This window comes from Yoonia sp. JB2-21 (assembly GCF_055693545.1).
The window spans coordinates 2,965,251-2,979,670 of sequence record NZ_JBVFUC010000001.1; the positions used below are offsets into that span (position 1 = coordinate 2,965,251).

Sequence of the window (14,420 nt, forward strand, 5' to 3'; positions counted from 1 at the left end):
TGTCCGCAAACCACATAGTGTTGTTTTTTCTGCAATCGCAGGACAATCAAAGCCGCCATCGGCTTCGCGAAGGTTAACGGCTTCCTCGTTCGCGGAGCGACTTCTCACCCTACCGCATCCACAGTCCGGCCGATTTGATTTGGTTTCGGATTGCTTTTTCGTGTCGCGGCAAGTTGTTGCGGTCAAAAAGTGCGCGCACTTTATGGCCGCGCTTTTGATAAACCATGCGCTTGAACGGCTCGTGCAGTTTGAGCAGTTTCTTGATCTTATTGGGGGCTGTCACCTCTTCAAGCATCGCCACTTGCTGATCATTTGCCGTCGCATAAAATAGCGGCAATACCCGATAATGATAGGTCACATTACCGTCCAAACCGTGCAGTTCCGGCCCCGGGCGGCCGCCTGCGAGCCGGTGAATGACAAGTGGCAACACGACCTGATCAAGCCAAGGATCAAGGGGTTGTATTACCAGTTCAGGCGGCGGGTCGTCACGCACGCTGATCGCATATTCGGTGAATCGCGCAGCAAATTCGGCGGGATCATTGCCAAAAAACCATCCCGCGTTGAAGTAAAGGTAACGCTCCCAATATTCGTCGGGCTGTGTCAGATCGAGTGAGCTTTCAAACTCCAGTTCAAACCGGTCATAGAGCGACTTCCAGATCGCGGTATAGCCCGGCCAGTACAGCTCTTCCACGGGCCATGTGGGACCGCGCCGCATTGAAGCAGCAGGCCGGCGAAAGTCAAAGGCGACGTCAGCCAATTCACCGGTGATGAACGTGTCGGTGTCGAAGAAAACAAACGGCTGATTGGCGGGCAGGACGCGAAGCCCTTCGATCTTGTTGCCTTGGGGATAGGACTGCCCGAAATGTTCGGACTGAAATGGCACAACCTGCGCCCCCATTCCGGCAAGTTGCGCCTTGATCGCGTCCGACATGCGCGGGTCGCGATCCCACAACGGGCCGGGCTGCGGCTCTGCCACAAACAGTTGTCCGGTGAATTTGGGTGAATAAGCGCGCAATGAGGCCGCGAACAAGAGCGCCTCATACTCCAACCGTCCGCCTTGCCCGACGATCATGATGTTAAAGCTGGCGTCAGGCTTTTGGGGTTTAGCCATGTCGGGTCCGATCGGGTTGGGCGCTTATCTATCTATCTGCTAGCGCACCTTAGGCGCAACTGTCACGCTCCGTGAAATGCGACGGGGCCCTCATACGTGAAATCTGGTCCAAGCCGGATCGCATTTGCGGGCTGTCCAGCCACGAAGGTGCCCGCACTGCCGGATTGCCTCAGACATTGCGCCGGGATTGATGTCGCCATAGCCAAGGCCTGTTCAGGCGCAACGCCGACTTCGTTGACAAGCACACCAATGGCCTTTGGAAAATCCAGGTCGGCCCCCGCCAACGTGCCGTCTTCCAAGGTCAATCGACCGTCGTGACGCATGATTTTGCGGCCATTCAGGGTAAAGACATCAATGTCTGACCCGGCAGTTGCCATTGCATCGGTCACAAGAAAAATTGCGCCCGGCGATTGTTTGGCCGCCAGCGCAACTGCTATCGCGCTGGCGTGCACATGGATATTGTCGGCAATCAACCCCGCAAATATTCCCGGGGTGTTCAAGGCGGCTCCGACAAGACCGGGGGCGCGGCTTTGCATCTGGCTCATGGCGTTGAACAGATGCGTCACGCAGCACGCGCCTGCGGCGAAAGCGTCCCGCGCCGCCGCGAAGCTGCAATCAGTGTGACCCAGCGATACGATGACGCCTGCTTGGGTCAGGCGCGCAATCTGTTCTTGGGTGACGCTTTCCGGGGCAAGGGTGACCATCAGGTTTGGCAGGCGTCGGGCTGCGTCGACCAGTAGTGCCTCATCAGCCTCTTCCATCGGTCGGATTAGGGACGCCTCGTGCGCACCTTTGCGCGCGACGGCCAGATGGGGCCCCTCAAGATGCAACCCCAGCACCCCTGAAACGCCTGCCGCAATGGCCTGTTCCACGGCGATCACCGCGGCCTGAGTGCGGTTGGCAGTGTCAGTGATCAGGGTCGGCATGAAGGCCCGGGTTCCGGTTGTCGCAAGTGCGTGCGCGATGGTGGTCAATCCGGCAACGCTTGTTGCGTCGTTGAACATGAGCCCGCCACCGCCATTGACCTGTAGATCAACAAACCCCGGCCCAATCATGCCACCTTCGCAGTGGTCCACGTGAAATTCGGCTGGAATTTGGTCCACTGGGGCAATGCTATGAAATGCAGGGCCATCACACAGCAATGCCGCGTTGTGGTGCAGGCGCTGCCCGTCAAAGACCGTGGCCCCAGTGAACGCGATTTTTGTCATATCAGCCGCCATGTTGGACGCCTTGCTTGGCCAAATGTACCTTTGCAAGTTGCAAGGCACCATCCAATGCATCACCCGCAAGAGGCTTGATGCGTGACTGGATATCTCCCGGCAGGTAAGGTGCGTAAGACAGACCCAGGCCGCCCGCCAAACACAGGACCGATCCCGTTTCGCATGCAGCCGTTCTGACGCATGACATCAGGTAGTCGGCGCCTTCCCGCATCAATGCGGTAGCGTGGGGATCCTCCTTTTCAGCAGCCTCAACAATAGCCGGCGCAAAGGCCGCCATATCGCCGGGGCGCGCTGTTTTTGCAAAGCGGACCATTTCCACAAGGCTGGTGTTGAAGTGTTCAGACAGATGCTGGGTCATGCCGGAATGCGCGACCACACCGTCACAGGCAAGCACGGTGCGCTCCAAGGCAGCCCGTCCCAGCCAGCTGCCGGACGCCTGATCGGACAGGTGATAGCCCCACCCGCCAAAATATCGCAGGCGTCCGCCTGACTGTGCCGCCACAAAGGACCCGGTGCCAACAGAGATCAAGAGGCCATTCGCAGTGCCGAGTGCGCCCCGCGCCAGCGTCGCCCGATCATCCGTTACCGAGATATGGGCAAATGGCATCGCGGCCTGCACCAGTGTTATGTCAGATCGGCTGATGACGCCCGCCAGTCCGACATGTGCTGCGCATTTTGCGATGTCTTGCGCTGTCAGGCCCGCTTGGACTGCTGTTTCGTTGATGGCGGCCAGCACATTCGCCAACGCGGCCTCGGCGTCCGAAAACACATTTGCCGGCCCGCCCTGCGCCTGTGCGACACGGTGACCTCGATCAAAAAGGGCGACCCGGCACCCGGTTCCACCGCCATCAACGGTAAAGATGTAGTGTGAAGGCAAGTCCCGCATAGGCAACGGTTAGCACAACTGCGACCTGATACAATTTTGAAATCTAAGGAATGATTGCGCCAGACGGCAATTTTGCCGCTGACAACGCAAACAATGCACGTATGCATATGGTCATGAAATGGTGGGCGACCCTGGAATCAAATTCAGCACCTTAGTTGTGAGGGAAAAACGTTTTTAAATTCATTGATTTATATATCAGTCTTCACTGAGTGGGTGGGAATTTGTATCGAATTTTTACCCTAATGTATCGAAATTATACGATTGTTAATGGTCGCCACGACAGTGTTGGTGATCGGCCAACGATGCCAGAACATAGCACTCTTCCGAATTTCCTTCCCCATCGCATCCGTCTGCGATGCGAACCAGTTCGGTTTCCAGTGCCTTGAGCCTTAGCAGCTTCTCACGGACATCGGCTAGTTGGTCCTGTGCTATCTCAGTGGCCTCTTGGCAGGAGCGGTCAGGATGCTGCTGTAAATCAATCAACGCGCTGATGGCTTCGATGGAGAATCCGAGGTCACGGGCATGTCTGATGAAGCCCAGCCGTTCCAGACCCTCTTTGTCATACCGTCGTTGATTTCCTTCGGTGCGACCTGCGGACACCAGCAATCCAACCTGTTCGTAGTATCGAATGGTAGGAACTTTCACACCTGTTTGCTTTGACAGCTGCCCGATAGAAAACATGCGGTTTACCTCTTGAAGCTCTAGTCACTAGAGGTTGTAGATACGGTGGGACACAAAGAAAAGGCGATTCGTATGTCCTCTGATCCAACGACCCAAGAGACCCTACTCCTTGATTATTCGACAGGCCCGATCCAGTCACTGATTGCAGATCGTGGGTGGTCCAAACTTGAACCCACTGAACGGGCAGAAGCCGCATATGAGTTTGTCAGGAATGAAATCGCATTTGGCTATAACAGTGATGACACGGTGACAGCCTCTGACGTGCTGCGAGACGGTTACGGTCAGTGCAATACAAAGACCACGCTACTAATGGCATTGCTGCGGGCCATGGATTTGCCGTGCCGCTTCCATGGCTTCACGATCCACAAGTCTCTGCAACGTGGTATCGTTCCCGAAATCGTCTACCCCCTTGCACCTACCAACATCCTGCACTCTTGGGTGGAAGTTCTGTTGGACGGGAGTTGGGTCACCCTTGAGGGCTTCATCCTTGATGATGCCGTTCTGGCTGCCCTGCAAACAGCTTTCCCTGATCAGGATAGCATCTGTGCCTATGGTGCTGGCACGGACAACCTCCATGCCCCTGATGTCGGATGGTCTGGGCAGGACACGTATATCCAGAGAAGGGGGATCAACGCCGACTTTGGAATATTCGCATCACCAGATGCTTTTTACGCGGAACATCGGCAACTGCGTGGCATCAAAGGATTGCTGTATAGACTCGTGATCCGCCACTGGATGAACGCACGTGTGGAACGCCTTCGTCGTGGCCTTGTGCCGACCATCCCTAACGGTCCTGCAACTGCATTGCCCCCTCAACAGCCTAATGTGAAGGAGGCTATGTGATGTCGGGTTTCTGTGGACACGAAGCCAAGTTCGAAGGTGTATCTGCTGACTACAAACGCCGCCTATGGATCGTCATCGCCCTGAACGCCACGATGTTTGTGGTCGAGATGTCGGCGGGTCACTATGCCAAATCTCAGGCCCTTCAGGCCGATGCTTTGGACTTCTTAGGCGATGCCCTGACCTACGGCATTTCATTAGCAGTCATCGGTGCGTCAATACAGGTGCGCACGAATGCTGCATTGGCAAAAGGGTTGAGCCTCCTCTTGATGGGCCTCTGGGTCTTCGGCTCGACCCTTTACCGCGTTTTCTACGTTGGAGTGCCTGAAGCGGGTATCATGGGGGTCGTCGGTGTTATGGCACTGGCAACAAACCTGGCCAGCGTTCTCCTGCTGGTTCGATACAAGGACGGAGATGCCAACGTCAGATCGGTCTGGCTGTGTTCACGCAACGATGCCATCGGCAATGTGGCTGTTGTCCTTGCCGCCTTCGGCGTCTGGGGGACCGCGACAGGTTGGCCCGACCTGATCGTTGCAGGGATCATGGCTACGTTGTTCCTGTCGTCGGCGTTCCAGATCGTGCGTCAGGCGTTGCAGGAACGACGAGATGCCATGAAGCACATCCATGGGGCAACATGATGGTCGTTCTGTTTACCACCATGGGGATCGTTATTGCGTTCGGGACCTTGGCAGCGATTGTCTGGTCCATCGCTTATCCCGAACACCGACTGTGGCCTCCGAAGCAATATACAACACTGACACCGATTTTGGTTTGGGTGCCAACGTTCACCCTGTTCGGCACCATGATTGGCGTTGGTGTAATGGAGTGGGGTTCTTGGACCATTCCCGCTGCGATCAGATACGGTTTAGGAGGGGCGTTGATCGCCCTTGGCAATCTGGGTGTGTGGTCGGAAGTGCTGAAGTTTGGCGTCGGTCAAACTGGTGGTGCTTCTGGGGTGCTACGGACAGGAGGGCTGTATCGGTATTCCCGTAACCCGCAATATGTATCCGATATCATGATCGTTTTGGGGTGGGTCATGTTGTCAGCATCGCCTTCGGCATTCGTGATCGGGTTGGTGTCAGTATCGGTTCTCATCGTAGCCCCATTTGCGGAAGAGCCTTGGTTGAGACGGACCTACGGTGAGCAATATGCCGATTACGCTACCAAGGTCAGGAGGTTCCTATGAAGCGTAAGGGACTCGTTGACCATTGTGCGCTCATCCAAGACCCAAAGGCTTTGGCTGAGATCAACGGTTAACCGAGATAATCGATGATCGGACAATCGGGGCGATGATCACCACGGCAAGATGTCACCAGGTGAGCTAACTCATCATGAAGCGATTGAAGTTCACGTTGCTTCTCTTCGATCTCTTCCAAACGCTTGGATGCGATGCGTTTCACTTCTGCGCTGGTGCGGTCCTGATCCTGGTATAGTCCGAGTAGTTCACGGCACTCTTCGATGGTGAAGCCAAACTCGCGTGATCTTCGGATGAACAAGAGCTTTCGCACAGAAGCATCGTCATAGGTGCGATACCCTGCTTCAGAACGCGACGGAGCCTCAACGAGGCCAATGTCAGCGTAGTAACGCACTGTTTTGACGGGGAGACCCGCAGCCTTTGATGCAGCCGAAATATTCACCGAACTCACCTCTTGACCTTCCAGTTACTGGAGAGATTAGGTTGATGATGAATGAATTTCAAGGGTGCCGTTCGAAAGGATGGCCGCACCTGTGTAAGGAAAGTATGACCATGCCCAAAGATACCGCCACCAAAACTGCGACCCTCTATCGGATGGTGATGACCGATCACATGTGTCCGTACGGATTGAAGTCGAAAGACTTGCTGGAACGTCAGGGCTTTCAAGTTGATGATCGCCACCTCACCAGCCGTGACGAGGTTGATACGTTCAAAGCCAAGCATGATGTAAAGACGACGCCACAGACATTCATAGGCGAAACCCGCATTGGTGGCTTCGATGATCTGAATGCATACTTTGGGAAAACCACCAAGGCTGAAGATGCCACGACCTATAAGCCCGTGGTTGCCTTGTTCATGGTTGCTGCTTTGATGGCTGTTGCAGTCACCTGGCTCATCCTTGGCACCATGTTCACAGGGCGGACGGTTGAGTTGTTTATTTCGATTTCAATGGTCTTGTTGGGTCTACAGAAACTGCAAGATGTTGAACGGTTCGCCACCATGTTCCTGAATTATGACCTGTTGGCTCAGCGGTGGGTTCGATATGGATATATCTATCCGTTTGTTGAGACGGGTGCGGGGCTGCTCATGATGGCGGGCGTTCTCACATGGTTGTCTGCACCAGCCGCGTTGTTTGTGGCAAGCATCGGCGCGATCAGTGTGTTCAAGGCGGTCTACATCGACAAACGCGAACTCAAGTGCGCCTGTGTCGGCGGTGACAGCAAAGTTCCACTTGGGTTCGTGTCGCTTACCGAGAACCTGATGATGATCGGTATGGCAATCTGGATGCTCTCAAAGCTGTGATAAAAAAGCGTTTGACCCTCCACCAACTGGAAGGCTTAGCGATGGCAGAAAGATGTGAGGAGCAGTGCCTTCAATGAAATCGACTATCGCTATTGCTGCTATTCTGGTTGCAGGTGGTGTGGGCTACGCGATGTGGCCCACAGTACCGCACACCACAACGACAAACGCTGCCATCGCCATGGAAGACGGAGTTCTTGCAAATGTCCTGCTGCCTGACACGTTGTCGCAGAATGCCCAGATCGGGCAACTCGCCTATGAGGCCAAATGCGCGGCTTGCCACGGGCTGAATGCGGCGGGCCAAGATGGCGTCGCACCGCCGCTGGTCCACGTTATCTATGAGCCAAGCCATCACGGTGATGAAGCCTTCCAAAGGGCTGCTGCCATGGGCGTTAGGGGCCACCACTGGCCGTTTGGCGACATGCCGCCAGTTGAGGGTGTAACACGGGGCGATGTCACCATGATCATTGCCTACATTCGAGAACTGCAACGTGCCAACGGGATCAACTGATCTCCAACAACAAGACTGGAAACAACAATGAAAGCTATTCTACTCGCAGGCATGATCGGGATTTGGGCGACAGGTGCGATGGCACACTCGCCCCTAGACGCAACGACACCAGCTAACGAGGCCATCGTCACAGAGATGCCGACCGAAGTCTTGATGAACTTCAAAGGTGACATCCGCCTGACGCGGGTCGCGATCACACATGCCGACACCCACAGTATGGACATGGACCTTGGCGAACAAACGGCCTTCACGCAGGGGTTTGCGTTGCCGATGCACGACATGGGTGCGGGAACCTATGTGGTTGAATGGCGCGGGCTTGGTGTCGATGGCCATGCCCTGAACGGTAGCTTCAGCTTCACTGTCGAATAACGATGCCTGATGCGTTCGGTCTGGCGGCCATCGTCACAAAATTTGCCCTCTACCTTGGCGTGATGACTGCGGCTGGCACTGTCATGGCGACGCTGATGTTTCGGCTAGATCGCACACGTGGTTTGGCCGCAGCATTCGCTGTTCTAGGGTTGGCGGCGACCATCCTTGCCTTCTCATTACGCGGAGCCAACCTGACGGGTGATCTCAGCGGTATGACTGACCCAGAGATGCTGGGCCTGCTATGGACGACCCCTGTCGGTACGGCACTGCTATTGCGTTTGGTGGGTCTCGGCCTGTTGATCGCTGGCTTGTTCATGGGGCGTGTTGGAGCTTGGGTCTCGGCTCTCGGTGGAGTCGTGGCAATCTGGTCATTCGATCACGTAGGACACGTCTCTAGCCGAGACACGACGCTGCTCGACATCGCTTTGACGTTGCATTTGCTGACCGTCGCCCTGTGGATCGGTGTTCTCACTCCATTGAAACGCCTGGCATCGTTACCCGACACCTTTAACATGGCTGCGAACGTGGGGCATCGATTTGGTGTTGTTGCGACCGCCACAGTCCCCGTGCTGATCATCGTTGGTGGTTACATGGGCTACCAGCTTGTTGGGTCGTTCACCGCACTTATCGGGACTGGATACGGGCAAGCATTGATCATCAAGGTTCTTCTCATAGTTGCTCTGCTGGGGTTGGCTGCGGCCAATAAACTTCGGTTCATTCCCGCGCTCCGAGCAGGTGATTCAGCCGCTGCAAGCCATCTCTCCAAATCTATATCGGTTGAATGGCTGATCATCCTTGCTGTGCTTGGCACGACCGCTGTTTTGACAACACACCTGACTCTGCCAGCATGAGGCACCACATGAATAGACGATACTTCTTGGCCTCCGTTTCAGCCACCGCGATCTTACCTATGCCCATATTCGCAGCCGAAGATACGTTACGATTGAAGGCAGAAGCGGTGACGCAACAAATCCTACCAGATGGAAGTGGTGTGACATCCATGCTGGGCTTCAACGGATCAATGCCAGGTCCCGAACTGCGGGTGCGTCGTGGTGAGCGTGTGAACATCGATGTTGAGAACGGTCTTGAAGAAGGCACCGCAGTGCATTGGCACGGCATCAGGCTGGAAAACCAGATGGATGGTGTGCCGATGCTGACGCAAGAGTTGATCGAACCCTCCGACACCAAAACCTATAGCTTTATACCGCCAGACGAAGGCACCTATTGGTATCATTCCCATTACATTTCTCATGAACAGGTCGCACGTGGCATGATGGGACCGTTGATTGTTGAGGACGAAACGCCCCCAGATATCGATCACGACATCACCGTGTTGATGGCAGATTGGCAGATGCAGGAAGATGGTAGCCTGTCCAAAGAGTTTACCGATATGCACAGTGTCGCCCATGGCGGTTACATGGGGAATTTCGCCCGTGCGTTCCTGTCCCAAGATCAGGTGAAGACTGGAGATCGTGTTAGGTTTCGGTTGATTAATGCAGCGACGAATCGCATTTTTCCTGTAGCGGTAAGCGGCGTCAGCGGGTTGGTTGTGGCCTTGGATGGCATGGCTCTATCGGAGCCACGTCCTATGGCCAAGCTTACCCTCGCACCTGCACAACGGGCAGACTTGATCGTTGATGTCACTGGCCCCGTTGGGTTTGATATGCTGACCCGTCAGGGACCATATCAGTTGGCTGATCTGGCTGTGAGTGGCACAAATACGGATAGGGTGGATGGGCCGATCATGGCTCTGTCACCGCCCAATCTGCCAACACCTACTGATCCCACGCAACATCTGACGTTGACGATGATGGGTGGTGCAATGGGCGGTCGCCACGATGGCGACAATATCTGGGCCTTCAACAACGTTTCGGACCTACAAGGCGACCCGTTCGGATCATTCCAAAATGGCGAGACTGTGCGGATCACATTTGTAAACGACACCTCGTTCCCGCACGGCATCCACCTGCATGGTCACCACTTCTACGAGGTTGATGAGAGTGGGGCCTTGGGCGATCTGCGAGACACAACTCTGGTAAACGCAGGTGAAAGCCGTGATGTGATCTGTGTCTTCGATAACCCTGGTCGCTGGTTGATCCATTGCCACATGCTCAGCCACGCCGTTGGCGGAATGCGCACATGGGTGAACGTTGCATGAGGTGTTTGATCCCGATCTTGCTGTCTTTTGCATCCCCAGTCGCTGCTGATCACAACTGGGAGCATCGCGACATCGTTGCAGGTCAAAGCCTGTATGCAGACAACTGCGCATCGTGCCACGGTGCCAACCTTGAGGGACAGCCGAACTGGCAATCTCCAAACGCTGATGGTGTGCTTCCAGCACCGCCTCATGACGGGACAGGTCACACGTGGCACCATGATGATGAACTGCTGTTCGAATATACTAAGCTCGGTGGCACTGCCGCATTGGAGGTTAGGGGTGTCACTGGGTTCAACAGCGGGATGCCAGGCTTAGGCGGAACACTCACAGATGATGAGATATGGGATATCCTCGCCTACATCAGATCAACTTGGTCTGAGCGGGAACGCGAAGTCCAAGCCAGCAGGATCCCTCCCCACTAACAATTCAGTGGAGTCGCTTCATCCACAACAGGACTTGCCCTCTTGTATCGGCGGGCAAGGAACCGTCGCATACGAACAGTAAACGCAGCAGTCACCGCTCAGTGGCTTGAGTACAGTTTGGCATGACTTGCATTCATAAAACCACTGACACGCATCTGTTGGCATCATTTCAGTTTCGACATGCCCACAGTCGGGACAGGTCAGTGTGGACTCAAGAACAACTACTGTTTCCGTCGTTGCCATATCGCGTACCCCGTAAGAATAAGAAACCCTGCCAGAATTGGCAGCAAAACTGCGTCGTTATACAGCACACCCAATAACCTAGTAAGACCGAGTGCGGTCAAAACGATTGGTAGCAACGGCGTAAAGCAACACAGCGCAGCAAGCAGCGTTCCCCCAATGCCAAATGCCAATAGTTTATTTTTCATATTGCTATCCCTCGTCGTACCGACTGTGCGGTTATAGCCAAGGTTTGATTTGCATTGGCACCCGCCATCCAGTCATAGCTCCTGTAGCGACTACAGGAGCAAGAGAAATGTTTACCATCGGGAAAGCTTCGCAGAAGAGCGGCGTCCACATTGAGACGATCCGTTATTACGAACGTGAGGGGCTTGTTCCGAAACCTGATCGCTCGGCGGCAGGGCGACGCCTGTATACCGCTGATGAAATCGCAAAGTTGCGTTTCGTAAAGCGTTGCCGTGATCTTGGGTTTCCGATGTCGATCATCCAAACGTTGCTTTCATTGAACGACCAGCAAGGCCGTTCTTGTAAGGAAGTGAAGAGCATGGCCGAGGACCAACTAGTCGCGATCAATGCCAAGATTGATAGTCTTGAACGACTTCGTGCGGCCTTACAGAGCCTGTCTGCGAGTTGTGATGAGGGGACATCTTCATGCCCGATGCTGGATAGCTTGATGAGCGAGGCTCCAACGGTGCCACTTTAGCTGACTATCAGCCAACTGATCTGAATGATTACGTTAGGCTGTACTGTCCACGTCCTGTTTGAACCACACGACCGTCATCACACAATGCCCGCAGTGCGCGATAGCAGGCTTCTTGACTGAGATTGATGCGGGTGGCCAACTCGGTCACCGTAGCATCGAAGTACCCTGCCTGAACCGCAGCCAAGATGCGGTCTTTGGCCGACGGGATTGCCAGCAACTCGATATGTGCGCGGTACTGTTGGACCTGAATTGCAAGCAACCTTGTGAAGCCTTCGAAGAACTCTGGATTGGATTGCAATGTGGCTTTGACATCTGCCTTTGCGATCTTCGTGACGCTCCCAGCTTCAGTGCAAATCGCATCGCAATGGTAGGTCTCTGAGAAGACTGATGCCTCAGCAAACAGCCCGCCCGAAACCGCCCTATGAAGGGTCAAAGTGTCGCCACCCAGCCCAGTACGTTTCAGCGTCACGCACCCAGAGACGACACGGTAAAGTCCTGATGTTGTCTGGTTTTGGCGAAACAGCACGTCACCTTTTTGCATGTCAATTGCGCGACACGCAGTCCTGGGTAGATGGGAGAAAGGATCAGCAATCATATGATTGAGATCATAAGCGGCCAGAGTGAAGTTGGATAGGGTTATCAAGAAATAGGAGGATTCAATGAAGCTAGGACTTTTATCAGCAGCCATGATGTTCGTCGCATCCAACGCCATGGCACAACATGCGCATACGTCGGGGTCACCAAACGAAGCGGGTCAGTCCCAGTTCGCAGCGATTTCTGAGATCGTGAAATTGCTGCGTGACGACACAGACACGGACTGGACGCAGGTAGATATCAAAGCACTGCGTGATCACCTCGTGGATATGGACAACGTGACGACGAGGGCATCGGTTGAGCGAAAGGTCGATGAGTTGAGTGTGACGTTCACAGTCACGGGAGATGATGTGGTAGCATCGTCCATCAGACGCATGGTGTTGGCACATAGCCCGATGTTGCAGGGATCATCGGATTGGACCGTCACCGCTGGGGAAATAGATGATGGCGCATCGATGCTGGTCCAGGTCGGGTCAGATGAAGAGCTAAACCAAGTGCTGGGATTGGGATTCTTTGGATTGATGACAATCGGTGCGCATCACCAACAGCACCATCTCATGATCGCGACTGGGCGGTCGCCACACTAACCGCTTCGTTTCTCACAAACGGTCGGTTACGAGGTTCTCGATTGACCCCAGTACGCACGTAATCCTGGCCCATATATCACTAGCATTAGGAATCTCATTACCCCCTATCGAAACCCTTCAGTGATGTTGATAGACTTCTGACGAGTATTGAGAAGGAGGATGTATGAAGGTTGGCTACGCAAGGATCAGCACAGATACACAGACCCATGATGCACAGGTTGCAGCACTGAAGGCGGCAGGGTGTGAACGCATCTTCACAGAGGTTGCGTCGGGTTCAAGGAAAGATCGCCCAGTGCTTGCCGAGGTCATGGGATACCTACGTCCTGATTCGTGTGACACTTTAGTGGTCTACAAGTTGGATCGGGTTGCACGAAGCCTCCCACATCTCATCGAAATCATGGATCACCTGAAGGCCAATGGCATCGAGTTCCAGAGTGTCACTGAGGCCATTGATACAAACACGCCTGGTGGGCGTTTATTGTTCCACGTGGTTGCGGCCATCGCTGAGTTTGAACGTGACCTTATCCGCGAACGTACTCAAGCTGGTCTGAAGGCGGCACGAGAAAAGGGACGTGTTGGAGGTCGGCCCCGTCAGATGACCCAAGAGAAGGTCATGGCCGCGAAAGAACTCCTGACTAACGGTACTGCCGTGAGAGACGTGGCAGAGGCCATGGGTGTCTCAGTCCCGACACTATACAGATGGCTACCTGCGTCGGTGCGGTGAGGACCCCTCGAACCCAGTTGCACACCCGCTGATCCAGACCTATCCGTAACGGATGAAGGTATCTATTCCCGTTACGGCTTGTCGGCATTGCAAAGCCGAACTCTCACCTAATAGCCATCGTTCTGATCGGAAGTTCTGCTCAGACCGATGCAAGCAAGCTGACTATAGACGCCGACGGAAGATTAAAGAGAAACCAGTCGAAGCACTGATACGGGGTGACAACGCCGACCTGATCAGGAACGTGGCCAGTCTGTACGCCACTGATCCCGCCCTCACCATTGCTGATGTGACCTATGGCAAAGGTGCGTTCTGGAGGAAAACGCCTCATCTGAAAATCACGGGATCGGACTTGCTGACCGTGCCAGACCGTCCATATGATTTTCGCAACTTGCCATATGACGACCAGTCGTTCGATATTGTGGTGCTTGATCCCCCGTACCTCGTCTGGCCTGGCAACCACATGTCGGATGACCGCTACCGCAATGCAGAGACGACCAAGGGCATCGATTACAAAGGCGTCCGTCAATTGTACCAAGACGGGCTCCTGGAGGCTGCACGGGTCGCCAGGCGACAGATATGGGTGAAGTGCAAAGACACCGTGGAGGGGCCACGTCAACGGTTCCTGCATGTACACCTGCTACAGGATGCTGAGGCATTGGGTCTGCGGGGGCGTGATCTGTTCGTATTGGATGCGACTAGCAGGATGCCGAACAACCATTTGTCCACGCAAAAACACGCACGGAAAACCATGTCGTATCTGTGGGTCTTTGATGTCTTGGATCAGGCACAACCAGCCGTTCACCGTCGCGCTGATGGTGTCAAATCTGAATGAAAGGGTTCAAAATCGCCCCCAGTCTTGTACTCAAACCCGCATCTTCCC

At 54.6% G+C, this 14,420-nt stretch carries 21 protein-coding genes; 13 read left to right on the plus strand and 8 right to left on the minus strand.

Annotation, left to right across the window (positions count from 1 at the left end; translation table 11 throughout):
* Nucleotides 1–109: 109 nt before the first annotated feature.
* The 4 genes from ACZ1G5_RS15015 to ACZ1G5_RS15030 all read right to left on the minus strand — a co-directional run bounded on the left by ACZ1G5_RS15015 (nt 110) and on the right by ACZ1G5_RS15030 (nt 3,898).
* On the minus strand, nt 110–1,111 hold the full coding sequence (locus ACZ1G5_RS15015; protein WP_472733607.1) for a hypothetical protein: 1,002 nt from the start codon (nt 1,109–1,111) through the stop codon (nt 110–112).
* Nucleotides 1,112–1,173: 62 nt separating this feature from the next.
* Nucleotides 1,174–2,331 carry an N-acetylglucosamine-6-phosphate deacetylase gene (gene nagA, locus ACZ1G5_RS15020; protein ID WP_472733608.1) on the minus strand — a complete coding sequence of 386 codons (1,158 nt, stop codon included), beginning with the start codon at nt 2,329–2,331 and terminating at the stop codon, nt 1,174–1,176.
* Nucleotides 2,321–3,217, minus strand: coding sequence for a glucosamine kinase nucleotide-binding domain-containing protein (locus ACZ1G5_RS15025; protein ID WP_472733609.1), 897 nt, complete (start codon nt 3,215–3,217; stop codon nt 2,321–2,323). The genes nagA and ACZ1G5_RS15025 overlap by 11 nt, the downstream gene beginning before the upstream one ends.
* A 264-nt stretch (nt 3,218–3,481) precedes the next feature.
* Nucleotides 3,482–3,898, minus strand: a complete 417-nt coding sequence (locus tag ACZ1G5_RS15030; RefSeq protein ID WP_472733610.1) for a MerR family transcriptional regulator — start codon at nt 3,896–3,898, stop codon at nt 3,482–3,484.
* 72 nt (nt 3,899–3,970) lie between these two features.
* Here ACZ1G5_RS15030 and ACZ1G5_RS15035 point away from each other — a divergent pair, with 72 nt between their 5' ends.
* Genes ACZ1G5_RS15035 through ACZ1G5_RS15045 form a run of 3 tightly spaced genes read left to right on the plus strand, consistent with a single transcriptional unit; the run spans nt 3,971 to nt 5,924 of the window.
* Complete coding sequence (locus ACZ1G5_RS15035; protein ID WP_472733611.1) at nt 3,971–4,741, plus strand: transglutaminase-like domain-containing protein; 771 nt, start codon at nt 3,971–3,973, stop codon at nt 4,739–4,741.
* Nucleotides 4,741–5,376, plus strand: coding sequence for a cation efflux transmembrane domain-containing protein (locus ACZ1G5_RS15040; protein WP_472733612.1), 636 nt, complete (start codon nt 4,741–4,743; stop codon nt 5,374–5,376). Before ACZ1G5_RS15035 ends, ACZ1G5_RS15040 begins: the two co-directional genes overlap by 1 nt.
* Nucleotides 5,373–5,924, plus strand: coding sequence for a methyltransferase family protein (locus tag ACZ1G5_RS15045; RefSeq protein WP_472733613.1), 552 nt, complete (start codon nt 5,373–5,375; stop codon nt 5,922–5,924). The genes ACZ1G5_RS15040 and ACZ1G5_RS15045 overlap by 4 nt, the downstream gene beginning before the upstream one ends.
* Before the next feature lie 67 nt (nt 5,925–5,991).
* Here ACZ1G5_RS15045 and cueR read toward each other — a convergent pair whose 3' ends face one another.
* Nucleotides 5,992–6,375 (minus strand): Cu(I)-responsive transcriptional regulator, encoded by a 384-nt coding sequence (gene cueR, locus ACZ1G5_RS15050; RefSeq protein WP_472733614.1) that lies wholly within the window; start codon nt 6,373–6,375, stop codon nt 5,992–5,994.
* Nucleotides 6,376–6,485: 110 nt separating this feature from the next.
* On the opposite strand from cueR, the gene ACZ1G5_RS15055 reads away from it, so the two are divergent.
* From ACZ1G5_RS15055 to ACZ1G5_RS15080, 6 genes are all read left to right on the plus strand, one after another.
* Nucleotides 6,486–7,235, plus strand: coding sequence for a MauE/DoxX family redox-associated membrane protein (locus ACZ1G5_RS15055; RefSeq protein ID WP_472733615.1), 750 nt, complete (start codon nt 6,486–6,488; stop codon nt 7,233–7,235).
* 73 nt (nt 7,236–7,308) lie between these two features.
* Nucleotides 7,309–7,743 carry a c-type cytochrome gene (locus ACZ1G5_RS15060; protein WP_472733616.1) on the plus strand — a complete coding sequence of 145 codons (435 nt, stop codon included), beginning with the start codon at nt 7,309–7,311 and terminating at the stop codon, nt 7,741–7,743.
* Nucleotides 7,744–7,770: 27 nt separating this feature from the next.
* Entirely contained in the window at nt 7,771–8,112 is a 342-nt protein-coding gene (locus tag ACZ1G5_RS15065) for a copper resistance CopC family protein (protein ID WP_472733617.1), read from the plus strand.
* Nucleotides 8,113–8,114: 2 nt separating this feature from the next.
* Nucleotides 8,115–8,963 carry a copper resistance D family protein gene (locus ACZ1G5_RS15070; protein ID WP_472733618.1) on the plus strand — a complete coding sequence of 283 codons (849 nt, stop codon included), beginning with the start codon at nt 8,115–8,117 and terminating at the stop codon, nt 8,961–8,963.
* Between the two features lie 8 nt (nt 8,964–8,971).
* Entirely contained in the window at nt 8,972–10,270 is a 1,299-nt protein-coding gene (locus ACZ1G5_RS15075; RefSeq protein WP_472733619.1) for a multicopper oxidase family protein, read from the plus strand.
* Nucleotides 10,267–10,692, plus strand: coding sequence for a c-type cytochrome (locus tag ACZ1G5_RS15080; RefSeq protein WP_472733620.1), 426 nt, complete (start codon nt 10,267–10,269; stop codon nt 10,690–10,692). Before ACZ1G5_RS15075 ends, ACZ1G5_RS15080 begins: the two co-directional genes overlap by 4 nt.
* 18 nt (nt 10,693–10,710) lie before the next feature.
* On the opposite strand, the gene ACZ1G5_RS15085 is transcribed toward ACZ1G5_RS15080, so the two are convergent.
* Nucleotides 10,711–10,935 carry a GDCCVxC domain-containing (seleno)protein gene (locus ACZ1G5_RS15085; RefSeq protein WP_081498354.1) on the minus strand — a complete coding sequence of 75 codons (225 nt, stop codon included), beginning with the start codon at nt 10,933–10,935 and terminating at the stop codon, nt 10,711–10,713.
* On the minus strand, nt 10,914–11,120 hold the full coding sequence (merF, locus tag ACZ1G5_RS15090; protein WP_081498355.1) for a mercury resistance system transport protein MerF: 207 nt from the start codon (nt 11,118–11,120) through the stop codon (nt 10,914–10,916). Before merF ends, ACZ1G5_RS15085 begins: the two co-directional genes overlap by 22 nt.
* A 107-nt stretch (nt 11,121–11,227) precedes the next feature.
* On the opposite strand from merF, the gene ACZ1G5_RS15095 reads away from it, so the two are divergent.
* Nucleotides 11,228–11,635, plus strand: a complete 408-nt coding sequence (locus ACZ1G5_RS15095) for a MerR family transcriptional regulator (RefSeq protein WP_014874030.1) — start codon at nt 11,228–11,230, stop codon at nt 11,633–11,635.
* 28 nt (nt 11,636–11,663) lie between these two features.
* On the opposite strand, the gene ACZ1G5_RS15100 is transcribed toward ACZ1G5_RS15095, so the two are convergent.
* On the minus strand, nt 11,664–12,176 hold the full coding sequence (locus ACZ1G5_RS15100; protein ID WP_472733621.1) for a Crp/Fnr family transcriptional regulator: 513 nt from the start codon (nt 12,174–12,176) through the stop codon (nt 11,664–11,666).
* Nucleotides 12,177–12,294: 118 nt separating this feature from the next.
* Here ACZ1G5_RS15100 and ACZ1G5_RS15105 point away from each other — a divergent pair, with 118 nt between their 5' ends.
* The 3 genes from ACZ1G5_RS15105 (at nt 12,295) to ACZ1G5_RS15115 (ending at nt 14,372) form a co-directional block, all read left to right on the plus strand.
* A complete protein-coding gene (locus ACZ1G5_RS15105) occupies nt 12,295–12,816 on the plus strand; it encodes a hypothetical protein (RefSeq protein ID WP_369438745.1) in 522 nt (173 codons plus the stop codon).
* Between the two features lie 163 nt (nt 12,817–12,979).
* A complete protein-coding gene (locus ACZ1G5_RS15110) occupies nt 12,980–13,540 on the plus strand; it encodes a recombinase family protein (protein ID WP_472733622.1) in 561 nt (186 codons plus the stop codon).
* Nucleotides 13,541–13,781: 241 nt separating this feature from the next.
* A complete protein-coding gene (locus ACZ1G5_RS15115) occupies nt 13,782–14,372 on the plus strand; it encodes a hypothetical protein (RefSeq protein ID WP_472733623.1) in 591 nt (196 codons plus the stop codon).
* Nucleotides 14,373–14,420: the final 48 nt, after the last annotated feature.